General features: G+C 56.1%; 17 protein-coding genes. 7 read left to right on the top strand and 10 right to left on the bottom strand.

Going from position 1 to position 14,847, the window contains the following annotated elements:
• Nucleotides 1-74: 74 nt before the first annotated feature.
• The 3 genes from ABIE64_RS02270 to ABIE64_RS02260 all read left to right on the top strand — a co-directional run bounded on the left by ABIE64_RS02270 (nt 75) and on the right by ABIE64_RS02260 (nt 2,758).
• Nucleotides 75-1,097, top strand: coding sequence for an ABC transporter substrate-binding protein (locus ABIE64_RS02270; protein ID WP_007091466.1), 1,023 nt, complete (start codon nt 75-77; stop codon nt 1,095-1,097).
• A 77-nt stretch (nt 1,098-1,174) separates the two neighbouring features.
• A complete protein-coding gene (locus ABIE64_RS02265; RefSeq protein ID WP_071240410.1) occupies nt 1,175-1,969 on the top strand; it encodes an ABC transporter ATP-binding protein in 795 nt (264 codons plus the stop codon).
• Nucleotides 1,970-1,987: 18 nt separating this feature from the next.
• Nucleotides 1,988-2,758, top strand: a complete 771-nt coding sequence (locus tag ABIE64_RS02260) for an ABC transporter permease (RefSeq protein ID WP_037990952.1) — start codon at nt 1,988-1,990, stop codon at nt 2,756-2,758.
• An 80-nt stretch (nt 2,759-2,838) separates the two neighbouring features.
• On the opposite strand, the gene ABIE64_RS02255 is transcribed toward ABIE64_RS02260, so the two are convergent.
• A complete protein-coding gene (locus ABIE64_RS02255) occupies nt 2,839-3,663 on the bottom strand; it encodes a dienelactone hydrolase family protein (RefSeq protein WP_354376508.1) in 825 nt (274 codons plus the stop codon).
• 279 nt (nt 3,664-3,942) lie between these two features.
• Here ABIE64_RS02255 and ABIE64_RS02250 point away from each other — a divergent pair, with 279 nt between their 5' ends.
• Entirely contained in the window at nt 3,943-4,557 is a 615-nt protein-coding gene (locus tag ABIE64_RS02250) for an HAD family hydrolase (RefSeq protein ID WP_037990956.1), read from the top strand.
• 6 nt (nt 4,558-4,563) lie between these two features.
• On the opposite strand, the gene ABIE64_RS02245 is transcribed toward ABIE64_RS02250, so the two are convergent.
• Both ABIE64_RS02245 and ABIE64_RS02240 read right to left on the bottom strand, forming a co-directional pair.
• Complete coding sequence (locus tag ABIE64_RS02245; RefSeq protein ID WP_354376507.1) at nt 4,564-5,049, bottom strand: SRPBCC domain-containing protein; 486 nt, start codon at nt 5,047-5,049, stop codon at nt 4,564-4,566.
• Nucleotides 5,039-5,737, bottom strand: coding sequence for an HAD-IA family hydrolase (locus ABIE64_RS02240; protein ID WP_341363606.1), 699 nt, complete (start codon nt 5,735-5,737; stop codon nt 5,039-5,041). Before ABIE64_RS02240 ends, ABIE64_RS02245 begins: the two co-directional genes overlap by 11 nt.
• Before the next feature lie 203 nt (nt 5,738-5,940).
• On the opposite strand from ABIE64_RS02240, the gene ABIE64_RS02235 reads away from it, so the two are divergent.
• Entirely contained in the window at nt 5,941-6,213 is a 273-nt protein-coding gene (locus tag ABIE64_RS02235) for a hypothetical protein (protein ID WP_007091473.1), read from the top strand.
• Nucleotides 6,214-6,301: 88 nt separating this feature from the next.
• On the opposite strand, the gene ABIE64_RS02230 is transcribed toward ABIE64_RS02235, so the two are convergent.
• The 5 genes from ABIE64_RS02230 to ABIE64_RS02210 all read right to left on the bottom strand — a co-directional run bounded on the left by ABIE64_RS02230 (nt 6,302) and on the right by ABIE64_RS02210 (nt 10,661).
• Nucleotides 6,302-7,399, bottom strand: a complete 1,098-nt coding sequence (locus ABIE64_RS02230) for an RluA family pseudouridine synthase (RefSeq protein ID WP_037990960.1) — start codon at nt 7,397-7,399, stop codon at nt 6,302-6,304.
• Nucleotides 7,396-7,788, bottom strand: a complete 393-nt coding sequence (crcB, locus tag ABIE64_RS02225; protein ID WP_007091475.1) for a fluoride efflux transporter CrcB — start codon at nt 7,786-7,788, stop codon at nt 7,396-7,398. The genes ABIE64_RS02230 and crcB overlap by 4 nt, the downstream gene beginning before the upstream one ends.
• Before the next feature lie 101 nt (nt 7,789-7,889).
• On the bottom strand, nt 7,890-8,417 hold the full coding sequence (locus tag ABIE64_RS02220) for a DUF1499 domain-containing protein (protein ID WP_051682309.1): 528 nt from the start codon (nt 8,415-8,417) through the stop codon (nt 7,890-7,892).
• Between the two features lie 208 nt (nt 8,418-8,625).
• Nucleotides 8,626-9,231 (bottom strand): FMN-dependent NADH-azoreductase, encoded by a 606-nt coding sequence (locus ABIE64_RS02215; protein ID WP_007091477.1) that lies wholly within the window; start codon nt 9,229-9,231, stop codon nt 8,626-8,628.
• Nucleotides 9,232-9,350: 119 nt separating this feature from the next.
• The gene (locus ABIE64_RS02210) at nt 9,351-10,661 is read right to left on the bottom strand and encodes a replication-associated recombination protein A (RefSeq protein ID WP_037990961.1); all 1,311 of its coding nucleotides are present in this window, start codon (nt 10,659-10,661) and stop codon (nt 9,351-9,353) included.
• A 152-nt stretch (nt 10,662-10,813) separates the two neighbouring features.
• On the opposite strand from ABIE64_RS02210, the gene ABIE64_RS02205 reads away from it, so the two are divergent.
• Nucleotides 10,814-11,233: a PadR family transcriptional regulator gene (locus ABIE64_RS02205; RefSeq protein ID WP_007091479.1), complete on the top strand. Its 420-nt coding sequence runs from the start codon at nt 10,814-10,816 to the stop codon at nt 11,231-11,233.
• 45 nt (nt 11,234-11,278) lie between these two features.
• Nucleotides 11,279-12,493 carry an MFS transporter gene (locus ABIE64_RS02200; RefSeq protein ID WP_354376506.1) on the top strand — a complete coding sequence of 405 codons (1,215 nt, stop codon included), beginning with the start codon at nt 11,279-11,281 and terminating at the stop codon, nt 12,491-12,493.
• A gap of 99 nt (nt 12,494-12,592) precedes the next feature.
• Here ABIE64_RS02200 and ABIE64_RS02195 read toward each other — a convergent pair whose 3' ends face one another.
• Both ABIE64_RS02195 and rplQ read right to left on the bottom strand, forming a co-directional pair.
• On the bottom strand, nt 12,593-14,032 hold the full coding sequence (locus tag ABIE64_RS02195) for a DegQ family serine endoprotease (RefSeq protein ID WP_354376505.1): 1,440 nt from the start codon (nt 14,030-14,032) through the stop codon (nt 12,593-12,595).
• A gap of 229 nt (nt 14,033-14,261) precedes the next feature.
• Nucleotides 14,262-14,693 carry a 50S ribosomal protein L17 gene (rplQ, locus tag ABIE64_RS02190; RefSeq protein ID WP_007091482.1) on the bottom strand — a complete coding sequence of 144 codons (432 nt, stop codon included), beginning with the start codon at nt 14,691-14,693 and terminating at the stop codon, nt 14,262-14,264.
• Nucleotides 14,694-14,847: the final 154 nt, after the last annotated feature.

Below are 14,847 nucleotides of genomic sequence, written 5' to 3'. Positions count from 1 at the left end.
GGCATTGCTGTGCGATCAGGGGTATCATTCGGTCAATGGGTCGTCAAAAAGACCCGAAACAGGAGGCTTCATTAATGGTGAGACTTAAAGCGCGGCTACTTGGCGCGACCGTCGGCATTGCCGTTGCACTTGGTGCGCAATCCGCCATGGCCCAGATGGCGATCAAATTTACACTCGACTGGAAATTCGAAGGCCCGGCAGCCCCCTATGTGCTGGCCAAGAAAAAGGGCTATTTCTCCGACGAGGGCCTTGATGTGACGATTGATTCCGGGAACGGATCGGTCGGTTCGATCACACGCGTTGCCAGCGGCGCCTATGATGTCGGCTTTGCCGATATCAACTCGATGCTGGAATTCAATGCATCGAACCCGGATCGCGCGATGAAGTCGGTCTTCATGGTTTATGACCGCCCGCCGTTTTCGTTGTTCATGCTGAAAAAAAGCGGCATCACCAAGCCCGAAGACCTGATTGGCAAGACGCTGGGCGCGCCGGTTTTCGATGCATCGCGCAAACTTTTCCCGGCCTTTGCACAGGCAACCGGGCTTAAGCTTGACGATGTCAAATGGGAAAGCATGGACCCGCCGCTGCGCGAACCGATGCTGGTGCGTGGGGACGTTGATGCGATCACCGGTCACTATTTCACATCAATCCTGAACCTTCAGGCACAGGGCATTTCCAAGGACGATCTGACCGTTTTCAAATATTTCGATTACGGCATGGATTTCTATGGCAATGCGATGATTGCATCACCCGACATGATGGAAAACCATCCGGAAGAACTGCGCGCATTCCTGCGTGCGGTCGTCAAGGGATGGCGTGATGCGATTGCCAACCCCGAAGAAGCCATTGCGGCCCTTAAGGATACCGATCCGCTGATTGACCCGGCCCTTGAATTGCAGCGCCTTCAGATGACGATTGATGACAATGTCGTCACCGAGGTAACGCTTAAAGAAGGCATGGGCCAGATCAAGACCGACCGCATGAACAAGGCGATTGACCAGGTCAGCCTGGCATTTGGCATTGAAAACAAGCCAACCGTTGCGGATATCTTCACCGACATTTTCATGCCCGGCGATAAAGACCGGATGCTGAAATAACTGGCACGCCAGACCACGCAAACGGGGCCGGGCAAACCGGCCCCGATACATAATAAATCATCAGGATACGCAGGGGGATGACTGCCGTGTCGAAAAGCTTTGTCGAACTCGACAATGTCCGGCTTCGTTACAGCGAAGGTGACGATCTGGCATTGGAAACAACAAACATGAAGATCAACAAGGGTGAATTCATTGCCGTTGTCGGACCTTCGGGATGTGGCAAGTCATCGCTGCTGAAACTGGTATCGGGATTGATGCCGCCCAGCGAAGGCACGGTTATCGTCGATAACAAGGAAGTTTCCGGGCCGCTTAAGATCGTCGGCATGGCGTTTCAGAACCCGACCCTTCTGCCGTGGCGAACGACCCTTGATAACGTCCTGCTGCCGATGGAAATCGTCAAGCCGCATCGCAACCGCCTGCGCAAGCACCGTGCCGAATATGAAGACCGCGCGCGAAAGCTTCTCGCCAGTGTCGGGCTTGCCGGGCACGAAGACAAATACCCGTGGGAATTGTCAGGCGGGATGCAGCAACGCGCGTCGCTCTGCCGGTCATTGATCCATGAACCCGATCTTCTGATGCTCGACGAGCCGTTCGGTGCCCTTGATGCCTTCACCCGCGAAGAGCTTTGGGACATTCTGCAGAACCTTTGGATGGTGCGGCCCTTTACCGTCATTCTTGTCACCCATGATCTGCGCGAAGCAGCCTATCTCGCCGATACGATTTATGTGATGTCCAAGCGCCCGGGTACGATTTTGGTCCAGCGCGAAAACACCCTGCCCCGCCCACGCGATCAGGAAACGACATTCACGCAGCCCTTCACCGATCTGGTCCACGAATTGCGCAGTCACATCCGTGACGTGCGCGCGGCATAAGGGAAGGTTGAAAGCATCATGGCCAAGAAAAAAGACCTGTCCAAAGCCACCCCCTGGATCAGCGCAATCGGGCTTTTCGTGATCTGGGAACTGATTGTCCGGATTTTCAATATTCCGGTCTATATCCTGCCGACCCCGTCGGAAAGCATCATGGTCGGCTGGGATTTCCGCGGTGCAATCTGGATGCATGCGGTTCATACGCTTTATACGACCCTGGCGGGCTTTGCCATTGCGGTCGTGTTTGGTGTGGTTCTGGGCGCGCTTGTCGGGTCCAGCAAGGCGGTTTATGACGCGGCCAACCCGCTTCTGGTCGGGTTCAATTCGGTGCCAAAGGTGGCACTGGTCCCGGTTCTTGTCATGTGGTTTGGCATCGGTACGGTGCCCGCGATCATCACCGCATTCCTGATTTCGTTTTTCCCGATTGTTGTCAATGTGGCGACGGGACTGGCAACGCTTGAACCCGAATTGCGCGATGTGTTGCGGTCCCTTGGCGCGACCCGGCGCGATATTCTGATCAAGGTCGGCTTCCCTCGCGCCATGCCCTATTTCTTTGCATCGCTTAAGGTCGCGATCACGCTGGCCTTTGTCGGTTCGGTGATTTCCGAAACCGTCGCATCGAACCTTGGCGTTGGCTATCTGATGTTGTCGGCATCGTCTAAATTCAACATGCCGCTGGTGTTTGCCGGGTTGCTGGTGATCGCGGTGATGGGGATTGCGATGTACGAGCTGTTTAACATCATCGAACGCCGGTCCACCAAATGGGCCAATCGCGGAAATCCGACCAATTAATAGCTTCGTCGCACCGCTTGGGCACGTAAAAGGCCGGGAAAACCCCGGCCTTTTGATGTTCTGGCGATTGCGATAAAGCCTTAGGACAGATGGGTATCAAAGAAACCCATCGTGCGTTCCCACGCCAGTTTGGCATCCTCGGCGTCATAACGGCCACCGGTCGGATTGGCAAAGGCGTGGTCGGCTTCGTACCAGAAAATCTGATAGTCGGTTTTCCCGGCTTCCTTAAGGGATTCCTCGAACCCGTTGACCATCGACTTGTTGATGCTTTTATCAAGGGTGCCGAAATGCCCCATCAGCGGCGCGTTCAGGGTTGTAACCTGCTCGGCGGTCTTTTTGACATTGCCGTAATAGACAACAACCGCATCAACATCGGCGGCAAGCGCGGTATTGAGCGACCAGCCACCACCAAAGCACCAGCCAACCGTTCCCACCTTGCCGGTTGAATCCTTGTGATTTTTAAGGAATTTGACGGATTCCTGCAATTTTTCGGTGGCAATCGCCGGATTGACCGCCGACATCAGCGCCTTTGCCCCGTCGGCCGAGGTTGCGGGCGGCTTACCATACAGATCAACCGCAAGCGCGATATAGCCCTGCTTGGCATATTCTGCCGCAACCGCGCGGATCTGATCATTCAGGCCCCACCATTCATGGATCAGAATGACGGTCGGGGCCGGAAGGGTTGCCGGCATGGCGATTTCGGCGGTCATTTTTTCCCCGCCCGGCGTGGTGATGGTCACGGGGGACAATGTCGATCCGGCGGCATGGGCCAAAATCGGATCGGCCAGAATAACCGCAAGCGGCAAGGCAACCGCGCCTTTAAGGAACAGACGGCGATCTTCATCCGTGGCCTTCGGCGGCGGGCCGAGATGGTCGTTTACGCCACATCCGTCAAGCGTGCACATATTCAAGCCTCCTCTGTCTGGTTACGATCAGGCGTTTTATCAGGTTGTATTTTGCATGATGCTCTTCGCGTGATCATTTCGCAAGAAGCGAAGAATTTGCAAATCACGCGCGCGTCATAAATCCCTGTCACCCCAAAGAGTACGCACTCAAACCCGTTACAGATCAACCCTTTGTACCGCCATCCTGGCAATTGTCATGCAAATGTCCCCTTGCCCTGTCTGCTGTTGCCTGCTTTAACAGCCAAACGTCGATCCCGTTCCCAATCATCCGAGGAAATCATGCGTACTATCGAAACGGTTCTTTTTGATCTGGGCGGCGTTCTGGTCGATTGGGATCCACGGCATCTGTATCGCAAGATTTTCAAAGATGATGCCGAAATGGAACGTTTCCTGACAGAAATCTGTCATCCGCACTGGAATTTCCTGCATGACAAGGGTGCGCTTCGCTTTGCCAAATCGATCCCCGATCTTCAGCATCGCTATCCGGAATATAGCGATCAGATCGCGGCATGGATGGACCGCTGGCCGGAAATGATGAAGGGGTCGATTGACCGCACCGTTCACATCCTTGAAGAACTGAAATCACGCGGCAATGTGCGTTTGTTTGCCCTGACCAACTGGTCGGCGGATACCTGGCCGCATGCGATTGAACGGTTCGGTTTCCTAAGCCATTTCGAAGGCATTCTGGTATCGGGGCAGGAAAAACTGGCCAAGCCCGACCCGCAGATTTTCGATCTGACCGCCGCGCGGTTCAAGCTTGATCCGCGCGAAACCCTGTTTATCGATGACAGCGAAAAGAATATCCAGCAGGCGCGTGAAATGGGCTTTGCCACCCACTGGTTCCGCGATCCGATCCGCCTGCGCCGTGATTTGATGGAATATGGCCTGCTTTAAAAACAGTCAGTGCCGCTTGGCCGTCAGGTAATTGGCAAAGCACTGTTCGAAAACATATTTCCAGCCGCTTTCGTATCCGTCGCGGACCATCGGGGCGATTTCGCCCAGATTTTGCCAGTCCCAATGCTTGAGCCGGATCACACAGCGGCCAAAGGCATTCTGTTCGAACGTGACACTGATGCGGGTATAGGCCCCTTCTTCCCAGCCCGGATGCCAGGTAAAGGCAACATGTTCGCCTGCCTGCCAGATATCGACAGTGCCCCAGACCACCGGATCGCGGCCCTTGGCATGCTCGACAATCTTGCCGCCAAGGCCCGGATTGATTTCGACCGATTTGCAGTTTTCACGCGCCAGCGAATGGCTGTCGGTCGGCCACCAATTGCCAAAGCCATTGGTGAATGCCTCGAACGCGTATTCCGGTTCGACCGGAACGGTGATTTCCACCCGGATCGGTTTCAGGTCGTCATCTTTGTGATCGGCTTCAGGCAGCATCGCGGCCAGTTCCCCACATGGTTTCCAGCAATCCGGGCAGCTGATCGAAATGATCAATCACGGCATGCGCCCCGGCATTGTTCAGCGTTTCAATATCGTGATAGCCCCAACTGACACCAATCGACAGCATCCCCGCCGCCCGGCCCATTTCGATATCATAGGCGGTATCGCCAATGATCACCGCATTGGGCGCATCCACGCCGGTTTCATCCATGGCGGCGTGCAACATCGACGGATGGGGTTTGCTCGGATGATTGTCGCATGTCTGAAGGGTAACGAACCGGCCTTCAAGTGCGTTGCGCGCCAGAACGGCATCAAGACCGCGGCGCGCCTTGCCCGTCGCAACCCCCAAAAGCCAGTTGCGCGTATCCAGTGCGGCCAGCATTTCGCGCACACCGGGGAAAAGCGGCTCGTAAAAATCCGGGGTCTGGCGCAATTCAAAGAATGCCGCCTTATAGGCCGCGGTGACGCCTTCAATAATTGCGTCATCGATCATGCCCGGTGCGGCAAGCTTGCGGATCGCTTCAGGCAGGCTCAGACCGATGATGGTACGTGTCTTTTCAAGGCCGGGGCAATCAAGGTCATGTGCGGCAAAGGCATGATCCATGCAATGCGCAATCGCATGCTGGCTATCAACCAGCGTACCGTCACAATCAAATACCACAAGCCTGAGCGGATCGTTCGCCATCAAAAGTCATCCAGTTCTGTTCATATCGCGGCGGAGATTATTCCAAAGTCCGCCAAAGATCGAGTCTCTAGCCCATGCAAAGTCGACGCATTTTTTGCTCTGCGGCAAGCAATGGAAACCAATGGTAAATTTAAACACACTTCCGAACACCCCAAGGTAGGGTTAGGATGATTCTGTTAGCACGCAAACTGCGGAGGCTGAACATGCTCACACTGCGGGACTGCATCGATTTTAGCGATCTGAGCGAGGAGGAAATCCTCGCGATTGCCGAGTGTGAACACATCCCCCTTCTGACCGCCCTTGAGGAAGGCGAAAGCATGGTGCACACCCCACGGGGGCGCAAACGGATTGCTATTATGATCAAAAGCCAGGCGGAAATGTGCGAACGTACGGGAAATACGGTCCACGCCCAACATCTGCGCCGGGTTCATGATGCGTTTATCAACCGCTTCGACAAAATGGTCGCGCGCCCTTAAAGATCGATTGTCATCAACGCCGTTGACAGGGACGAAAAAGCCGACGCACTGCGTCGGCTTTTCGCGTTTCGGACACTGACCGCATCCGTTATCTTTTACGCAACCGGGACGGCTTTGCCTTGGGTTTCGGTTTGATTTCCTTTTCCCGGTGGATTTCCGGCGTCAGGAATTTGGTCGGCGTTTTCGGATCAAAGTTCAGCGCTTTGATGGTTGCGCTGAAATGTTCGGGCACCGGGGCTTCGATCACGACGCGATGGCCGGTCACCGGATGGGGAAAGTCAATCGCGCGCGCATGCAGATGCATCTGGTTTGACAGTCCATCAAGAAACGCTTTGGCCCCGCCATATTTACCATCGCCAAGGATCGGGCATTCCATTGCCTGGCAATGCGCGCGCAGCTGGTGGGTACGACCGGTCAGCGGCGACAGGGCAAGCCACGCCGCACGACGTCCGGCGCGCGCCAACTGGCGATAGATCGTCTGGGCGGATTTGCCTTCTTTTTCGTCGATGACCATCTTTTCACCGCCCTTGCCGCCATGTTTGGCAAGCGGGGCATCAATCAGACCTTCGCGTTCATCGGGCGCACCCGATACAATCGCCCAGTACAATTTCCGCGTGGTCTTGTCCTTGAATGCCTTGGTCAGGGCATTGGCCGCCGATGCCGACCGTGCAAGCAACAGCACGCCGCTGGTGTCCTTATCAAGACGATGCACCAGTTTCGGGCGTTCCTTGCTATCAAGCTTTAACGCATCAAGCATGCCATCAACATGAAGGTCGGTATTGGTCCCGCCCTGCACCGCCAGACCGGCGGGCTTGTTGATCGCCAGAACCACTTCGTCATAGAAAATGACGGAATCGCGCAGCGCCTGAAGTTCTTCCTCGGTCGCGTTCGATTTGGCCGGGCCGGATTTTACATGCTGGGCCGCATTGGCCGCATCGTAATTGCCCTCCGCCCATGGCCCCATACCTCCGCCCGACATGACCGGCGCGGGCGGAACACGGACTTCCTGACCGGGCTCAAGGCGCTGACCGGCCTTGGCACGTTTGCCATCAACACGGATCTGACCACCCCGCAGGAACTTCTGAACCTGCCCAAAGGTAAATTCCGGGCAGTTCCGTTTGAACCAGCGATCCAGCCGCATTTCGGCTTCGTCATTCTTAACCTTGCGCAGAGTGACGCCACTCATTGCAGAACTCCCCTTACCAGCGCGATTGCGCCGAACAATGCTGCGATGCCAACGCAGACCGAAACCGCGACATAAAGGCCCGAAAGGCCGATATTACCGCGTTCATATAAGGTCGCGACATCGAGCGAAAAAGTCGAAAACGTTGTAAACGCCCCCAGAAAGCCGGTCACAAGGAAGGCCCGCATTTCAGGACTGAGCGACAGCTTGACCGCCGAAAGCTCGATCAGAAGTCCCATCAGGAAGGAGCCGACGATATTGACCGTCAAAGTCCCCCATGGAAATCCATGACCAAGTGTCGCGCCCATCAGGGCCGAAACACCATATCGGGCAACCGCCCCGATAGCCCCGCCCAATGCGATGGATGCGATAAACAACGGTGAAAATTGCATGGCGCGGAACCTAGTCTTTCAGTTCTGAAAAGTCACGTGTGAAAACATCATGGGCGGGTCGCATTCCGGTACACCAACCAAGCCCCGTCGCAAACGAACAATCAGTTCTGCGGCGCGGCCTGCCGGCCAATCAGGGCGACGGTTGCCGCCATCCATGATTTCAGGCGTTTTTCATTCTGGCCGAAATCGTCACTGCCATAGACGGATCGGGAATAGGCAAAAACGCGGCTGCCGCCATTTTCACCGGGAATGACCTTGACATCAACCCAGTCGGGAAAACGGAAAACAGGCGTCCGGGCAAGGAAGCGCAATTCAAGCGCCAATCCATTCCCCTCGACAAGTTTCATGCCTTGTGCGCCCGCGGTTGCCTGCAAGGCGGTTGCGACGGTATCGGGCGATGCATCGAATACCGGGCTTGGCACGTTGCGATCGGTCGATGGGCAGGCATCCGGCGGGCAGACCAGGAAATAGGTCGGTGATTGCGGCAGGTCGATATCCGGTCCCAGACTGATGTCTGCCGGCTCATCTGCCATCAACATACTGTCGAGCAATCCGCTGAAACGGATTACGGCAAATGTCAGTCCGCCGACAAACAGAAGCCATGCCAGTACAATCGCTACGCGTTTCACAAAAATTCCCCGTTCCCGTTTTGCGTGCCCTGCTGTAACGCAAGACTCCCTAAATACCGGTTAATTCCTGTAATTCGTCAAGTTAACAAATACGAAAATGCCCAAACGAGATGCTCGTTCGGGCATTTTTGGGAAACCAATGGACCGCAACGGGGGGGGTGGATTGCGATGATCGATTTCCCGCGGGCAATGCAACAGGCCGTAAGCGTTATGCCGCCGTCGGAAGCGGTGCAGCAGCCACATTGGCAATCGCACGTTCCATGGCTTCTTCAGCGTTTACCGCGAAACCGGATGCATCGATAACGTCAATATCGGAAATACCGACGAAACCAAGAACCTGTTTCAGATACGGGGTCGCGAAATCGGCCGGGCTGTTGACCGGAACACCTCCGGTGGCAACAACGATATAGGCTTTCTTGCCTTCAAGCAGGCCTTTCGGGCCATTTTCAGTGTAGTTGAAGGTCACACCGACACGGGCGATCAGGTCAACCCAGGCCTTAAGCGTCGACGGGACCGAGAAATTATACATCGGCGCACCGATCACAACGACGTCGGATGCCTGAAGCTCGGCAACCAGTTTGTCGGAAACGGCGATCACGTCTTTCTGTGCCTCGGTACGGTTTTCAGCCGGGGTATAGAACGCGCCGACAATCTCGCCGGTCAGGGCCGGGATCGATTTGTCGTTCAGGTCACGTTCAACAACATTGGCAGCCGGAGTTGCGGCAACAATACGTTCGATCAGCTTTGATGCGATCTGACGCGAATTGGAATTTTCGCCGTTAACCGAGGCATTGATATGCAGGATCGAAGTCATGTGAATTCTCCAAGTCCGGGTTTGTTTCTGTTACCCCGACTTTAACAGTTTCCATGACGATGATTATCCGATGTCTTTTCACCAGATTGTTGACCAAAAGAGAACAACACACCTGCCGGTTAGTCTTCGCCGCGCTGCTTTTGACGTTCCCGGCGTAATTTATCGAAATAGTCGACCCGCTTTTTCAAATCACGTTCAAAACCGCGTTCGACCGGTTCGTAAAAATTCTGGCGGCGCATGCCATCGGGAAAATAATTCTGCCCGGAAAAACCATCTTCCTGATCATGGTCATAGGCATAGCCACTGCCATAGCCGATATCCTTCATCAGCTTGGTCGGCGCATTGAGGATATGGGCAGGCGGCATCAGCGACCCGGTATCACGCGCGACCTTCAATGATCGTTTATAGGCGGCATAACCGGCATTTGATTTGGGCGCCAGCGCCAGATAGATCACCGCCTGCGCCAGCGCCAGTTCGCCTTCGGGACTGCCAAGGCGTTCATACGCCTCCCACGCGCCAACACAAATCTGCTGCGCCTGCGGATCGGCAAGTCCGATATCCTCGACCGCCATGCGGGTGATGCGGCGCGCGACGAATTTCGGGTCCTCGCCCCCGGCCAGCATCCGATTAAACCAGTACAGGGCCGCATCCGGGTCCGACCCGCGCACCGATTTATGCAGCGCACTGATCAGGTTATAATGACTGTCATCGCCCTTGTCATAAAGCGGCATGCGCTTTTGCACGGTACGCGACAGTTCGGCAACGCCAAGCGGCCCATCGTCACTGGGCGGCAGCAAAAACAGCTCTTCGGCAAGGTTCAGCAAATAACGGCCATCCCCATCGGCCATGGCGCGCAACGTCACCCGTGCTTCGGGCGACAGGGGCAGCTCGAACCCCATTTCCTTTTCCGCACGCACCAGAAGCTCTTCAAGCCCCTGATCATCGAGGCGTTTAAGCACCAGCACCTGACAGCGCGACAGCAACGCCGCGTTCAGCTCGAACGAGGGGTTTTCGGTTGTCGCCCCGATCAGGGTAATGGTGCCGTCTTCAACAAACGGCAGGAAGCTGTCCTGTTGTGCCTTGTTGAAACGGTGGATTTCATCAATGAACAAAAGGGTTGATGCCCCGGTTGCCCGCCGCCCGCGTGCCCGGTCAAACACCTTGCGAAGGTCCGCCACCCCGGAAAAGATCGCCGACAAGGGCTCGAACGCCATATCGGCAACATCGGCCATCAGGCGCGCCAGCGTCGTTTTACCGCAGCCCGGCGGCCCCCAAAGAATGACCGATGGCACACGCCCGGTATTGATCATGCGCGTAATCGGTCCCTCATCCCCGAACAGATGCCCCTGTCCGACAACCTCATCCAGCTTGGCCGGACGCAGCCTGTCGGCCAAGGGCCGGGATGCCTGACTTTCAAACAGTGACGCCATATCGGGCAGATGTTCCTATTATTATCTTGCGACCGGTTTTGCGCGGAACTTATCACGAACATCGACCGGTTTATAGCGATAAGGCAAGAATATTGACACCTCGACCATCGAGGTATACCGTTCGCGCCGTCAAACCAGCCGGAAACACCGACGTGAAACAGATTGCCGATTATACTGACCGTTCCTATTGGCAGGGCACAATCAAAATGTCCTTGTCGAAGTTTTTCGTGCTGTGCGTTTTGCATCGCAAGCCGATGCATGGCTACGAGGTCGTTCAGGCCGTCGAAAAAACCACCAATGGCTGCTGTTCCCCTTCCGAAGGAACCGTCTATCCGGTTCTGAACGAATTCGAGGCCGGTGGATACCTGACATCACACCCCGAAGTCGTTCAGGGCCGTCAGCGCAAGGTTTACGAACTGACCAACAAGGGGCGCGATGCATTCCGGGTCGCGACCGAGGCATGGATGGATGTGACCCAGCATATCCTTGCCAGCCGGGATGCAACCCAGACCCGCACGGCATCCTCCACCACCCCGGTCCCCCAACCACAGGGAAAGGCATGCTGTGAGTAGCCCTTTTTTCAGGTCATCATACCTCGATGATCGAGGCATCAAACCATGACCAAAGCCCCCAAAAAATTGCCGATCATTATCGCCCTTGGCAGCGCACAAACACTGGGGTTCGGATCGACACTTTATCTGCCGGCCATTCTGTCCGCCCCAATGGCAGAGGAATTCGGCATTCCGACCGGCTGGGCGTTTGGTGCCTTTTCGCTGGCACTTGTGGTTGCGGCCCTTCTGGGCCCGATGGCAGGTGCGCGGATCGACCGGTTTGGCGGGCGCAATATCCTGACGGTTTCAAGCCTTGTCTTCGCGCTTGGCCTTGGTTTGCTTGGCCTGTCGAACGGTATGATCGCCATGTGCATGGCGTGGCTCATCATCGGGGCCGGTATGGCGATGGGACTTTACGAGGCGGCCTTTGCAACACTTGCCGGGATCTTTGGGCGCGGTGCACGCGGGCCGATTACCGGCATCACATTGATTGCCGGATTCGCCAGCACGATCTGCTGGCCGATATCAGCCGGGCTTGAAATCGAATATGGCTGGCGTACTGCCTGCTTTTTCTGGGCGGCGATGCATCTGTTTGTCGGGTTGCCGTTAAACCGCCTGATCATCCCGGCCGGAAACGGCCAGCATGCCGCACCAGCCCAGGCCCCTGCTGACAATCCCGATAATGTCAGGGTCAAAGCGGATACGGCGGTAACCCCGGGATATTTCACCGTACCGATGATCCTGCTGGCATTTATTTTTGCCGCAAGCTGGTTTATCGCAACCGCCATGGCCGCCCATTTGCCGCGATTGTTGCAAATTTCGGGGATGGATACGGCGGATGCGATTATTGCCGCCTCGCTCGTCGGCCCGGCACAGGTCGCGGGACGATTGCTGGAATTCGGTGTACTGCAACGCATGCATCCACTGATTTCGGCCAGGATAGCAGGCTTTGCCCATCCGCTTGGCGCATCGCTTCTGCTGGTTTTTGCCGGTCCCGTCGGCATGATATTCACAAGCCTGCATGGAGCGGGCAATGGTATCCTGACCATCGCCAAGGGGACCTTGCCCCTTGCCCTGTTCGGGCCGGTTGGCTATGGCCTGCGGCAGGGGTTTCTAATGGCACCGTCGCGCTTTGCACAGGCCGCCGCCCCGTTCCTGTTCGGATTGCTGATCGACGGATATGGCGTCCGGGCAGTGCTTCTGACCGTCGGGCTGGGTTTACTCAGCTGTCTGGCGATGATGTTTCTTAAAACCGATACGGCCAGATCAGCGGCATCATGAAAAGCCAGATCGACCATCGGCCGCTATCGATTGTCAGCGACAAAAACGACAGAACCGGGGAATGATCCCCGGATCTGTCTATCTATTGGCTGACAAGGATCAAAGCTGGAATTCAGCAGTAAGAACCTTGCCATCGCGTTTGACCGCAATCGACCAGTCACGACCGCGTTCACCGGCTTTGATAACGTCCTTCAGGCGGGCCACGGTGTCAATCGTCACACCATTGACCTCGACGATATAATCACCGGGTTGAATGCGGGCACGGCGCGCAAGGCTGTCGCGCTGCACGGCAAGGACGATGACACCGTTGCTCAGCGTATCAATGCCAATTTCATCGGCAAGTGCGGGGTTCACATTGGCGATTTTTGATCCGCTGAACGGATTGCGGCCTTCGACCTCGGTTTCATCACGCGCAGGCAGTTCGGGTGCGACTTCAAGCGGCATCCGGAGCATCACTTCCTGCCCCTTGCGCAGCACGGAAAGCTCGGCATTGTGATCAAGTTCCAGTGTTGCGATGCGGAATTTAAGCTCGTTGGGGTTATCGACAGGAAGACCATTCACCGCAACCACCACATCACCGGGTTTAAGGCCGCCGCGATCCGCCGGGCTACCATTGCGGACTTCGTTGATCAGAACACCATGCGGGCGATCCAGATCAAGCGACGCCGCCAGATCGGCGGTTACCGACTGCCCTGCCGCCCCCAGCCACGGGCGACGCAGATCGCCACTGATCAGGCCACGCATCACCACCTTGACCATATTGACCGGCACGGCAAAACCGATGCCGTTTGACCCGCCCGATTTGGTAAAGATTGCCGAATTCACCCCGATCAGATTGCCATCGATATCAACAAGCGCCCCGCCGGAGTTCCCCGGATTGATCGCGGCATCGGTCTGGATAAAGGATTGGTAATCCTGCCCGGTCACACCGGCACGCGCCAGTGCGGAAACGATGCCGCTGGTCACGGTCTGCCCCACCCCGAACGGGTTGCCTATGGCAAGGACAAGGTCGCCGACCTCGACCGCGTCAGAATCGCCAAGCGTGATGGCCGGCAATTCATCCTTCACATCACGCAGACGCAGAACAGCCAGGTCGGTGCGTTCGTCCGAACCGACCAGATCGGCATCGAATTCGCGATTGTCATGTAAAACAACGCGGATCTCGCTGGCACCATCAATCACGTGATGGTTGGTCACGATTGTGCCGTCCGACGATACAATCACCCCGGAACCAAGCGACCGTTCAACCCGCTGGCGCGGGGCACCAAACGCACCGCCAAACCGTTCGCCAAAGAACTGCCGAAAGAACGGATCGTTGAAAAACGGGCTTCGTTGCTGGGTGGTGACGACCTTTTTGGTATAGATGTTCACAACGGCCGGCGCGGTTTGCTTCACCAGCGGCGACAGCGACATCTTTATTTCGGTCTGGCTTTCGGGCAGACGCCGATCCTGTGCGGATGCTACGCCAATCTGGCCAAACATGGCCCCTGATACAATCATGATCCCGGTCATGACGGTCGCAATCAATCGTGCCTGCACGTCGAACTCTCTCTTTTCTTCGTAAAGCGGGTCAGCGCGGAAAACAGTCTGGTTAGGGTCAGGGTCAGAACCCTGGATACCGACAGAAAGTAGGGTGATCAGGATTTACGCGCAACCTTGGCGGAAATATGATGAATTTTGAAATATTTCCCAATGCGCGATAAAACCAAAAGAAAACGGGCGGCACCATTGGCACCGCCCGTTTCTATCTTAAAGGCCGAAACGTTGCTTATTCAGCAGACGCTTCTTCGCCTTCGCCCTCTGCTTCAAGGCGAGCACGGTCTTCCGCGCCTTTGGCTTCCGGGTTGCGATCAACGAGTTCGATCACAGCAACCGGAGCAGCATCGCCATAACGGAAGCCAGCCTTCAGAACGCGGGTGTAACCACCCGAACGCTCTTTGTAGCGATCAGCAATTTCGCCGAACAGCTTGGCAACGACTTTCTCGTCACGCAGGATCGAAATGGCCTGACGGCGTGCATGCAGGTCGCCCCGCTTGCCCAGCGTAATCAGTTTTTCGACATACGGGCGAAGATCCTTGGCCTTCGGAAGAGTGGTTTTGATCTGCTCGTGGGTGAGCAGCGAAACCGCCATGTTAGAGAACATCGCCTTACGATGGGACGAAGTACGATTAAGCTTACGGCCTTGCATACCGTGACGCATAGGAACTCTCCTTATTGCCTTGGCTTCGCGCACGAAACCGATTGTGATACCGCGCCGCCACCCTGACTAAATCAGGTCATGCACGTGCGGTTTTGGGCACCAGCCCGCCAGAAATTCCGAAAACCGGGTTTCTGGTTGGGGCAGAACGCCTGCC

Origin of the sequence: Thalassospira sp. MBR-102, from assembly GCF_040549275.1 — a bacterium.
GTDB classification, from domain to species: domain Bacteria; phylum Pseudomonadota; class Alphaproteobacteria; order Rhodospirillales; family Thalassospiraceae; genus Thalassospira; species Thalassospira xiamenensis.
Note: the sequence above shows the minus strand (reverse complement) of the source record. Positions and strands in the feature narration are given on the sequence as shown.

What these genes read in the sequence shown, in the direction of transcription:
- ABIE64_RS02250 (WP_037990956.1), top strand. Translation starts at nt 3,943, where the DNA reads ATGCGTACTATCGAAACGGTTCTTTTTGATCTGGGCGGCGTTCTGGTC.
- ABIE64_RS02255 (WP_354376508.1), bottom strand. Translation starts at nt 3,663, where the DNA reads ATGTGCACGCTTGACGGATGTGGCGTAAACGACCATCTCGGCCCGCCG.
- ABIE64_RS02260 (WP_037990952.1), top strand. Translation starts at nt 1,988, where the DNA reads ATGGCCAAGAAAAAAGACCTGTCCAAAGCCACCCCCTGGATCAGCGCA.
- rplQ (WP_007091482.1), bottom strand. Translation starts at nt 14,693, where the DNA reads ATGCGTCACGGTATGCAAGGCCGTAAGCTTAATCGTACTTCGTCCCAT.
- ABIE64_RS02240 (WP_341363606.1), bottom strand. Translation starts at nt 5,737, where the DNA reads ATGGCGAACGATCCGCTCAGGCTTGTGGTATTTGATTGTGACGGTACG.
- ABIE64_RS02210 (WP_037990961.1), bottom strand. Translation starts at nt 10,661, where the DNA reads ATGGCGTCACTGTTTGAAAGTCAGGCATCCCGGCCCTTGGCCGACAGG.
- ABIE64_RS02245 (WP_354376507.1), bottom strand. Translation starts at nt 5,049, where the DNA reads ATGCTGCCTGAAGCCGATCACAAAGATGACGACCTGAAACCGATCCGG.
- ABIE64_RS02270 (WP_007091466.1), top strand. Translation starts at nt 75, where the DNA reads ATGGTGAGACTTAAAGCGCGGCTACTTGGCGCGACCGTCGGCATTGCC.
- crcB (WP_007091475.1), bottom strand. Translation starts at nt 7,788, where the DNA reads ATGCAATTTTCACCGTTGTTTATCGCATCCATCGCATTGGGCGGGGCT.
- ABIE64_RS02200 (WP_354376506.1), top strand. Translation starts at nt 11,279, where the DNA reads ATGACCAAAGCCCCCAAAAAATTGCCGATCATTATCGCCCTTGGCAGC.
- ABIE64_RS02235 (WP_007091473.1), top strand. Translation starts at nt 5,941, where the DNA reads ATGCTCACACTGCGGGACTGCATCGATTTTAGCGATCTGAGCGAGGAG.
- ABIE64_RS02230 (WP_037990960.1), bottom strand. Translation starts at nt 7,399, where the DNA reads ATGAGTGGCGTCACTCTGCGCAAGGTTAAGAATGACGAAGCCGAAATG.
- ABIE64_RS02265 (WP_071240410.1), top strand. Translation starts at nt 1,175, where the DNA reads ATGACTGCCGTGTCGAAAAGCTTTGTCGAACTCGACAATGTCCGGCTT.
- ABIE64_RS02215 (WP_007091477.1), bottom strand. Translation starts at nt 9,231, where the DNA reads ATGACTTCGATCCTGCATATCAATGCCTCGGTTAACGGCGAAAATTCC.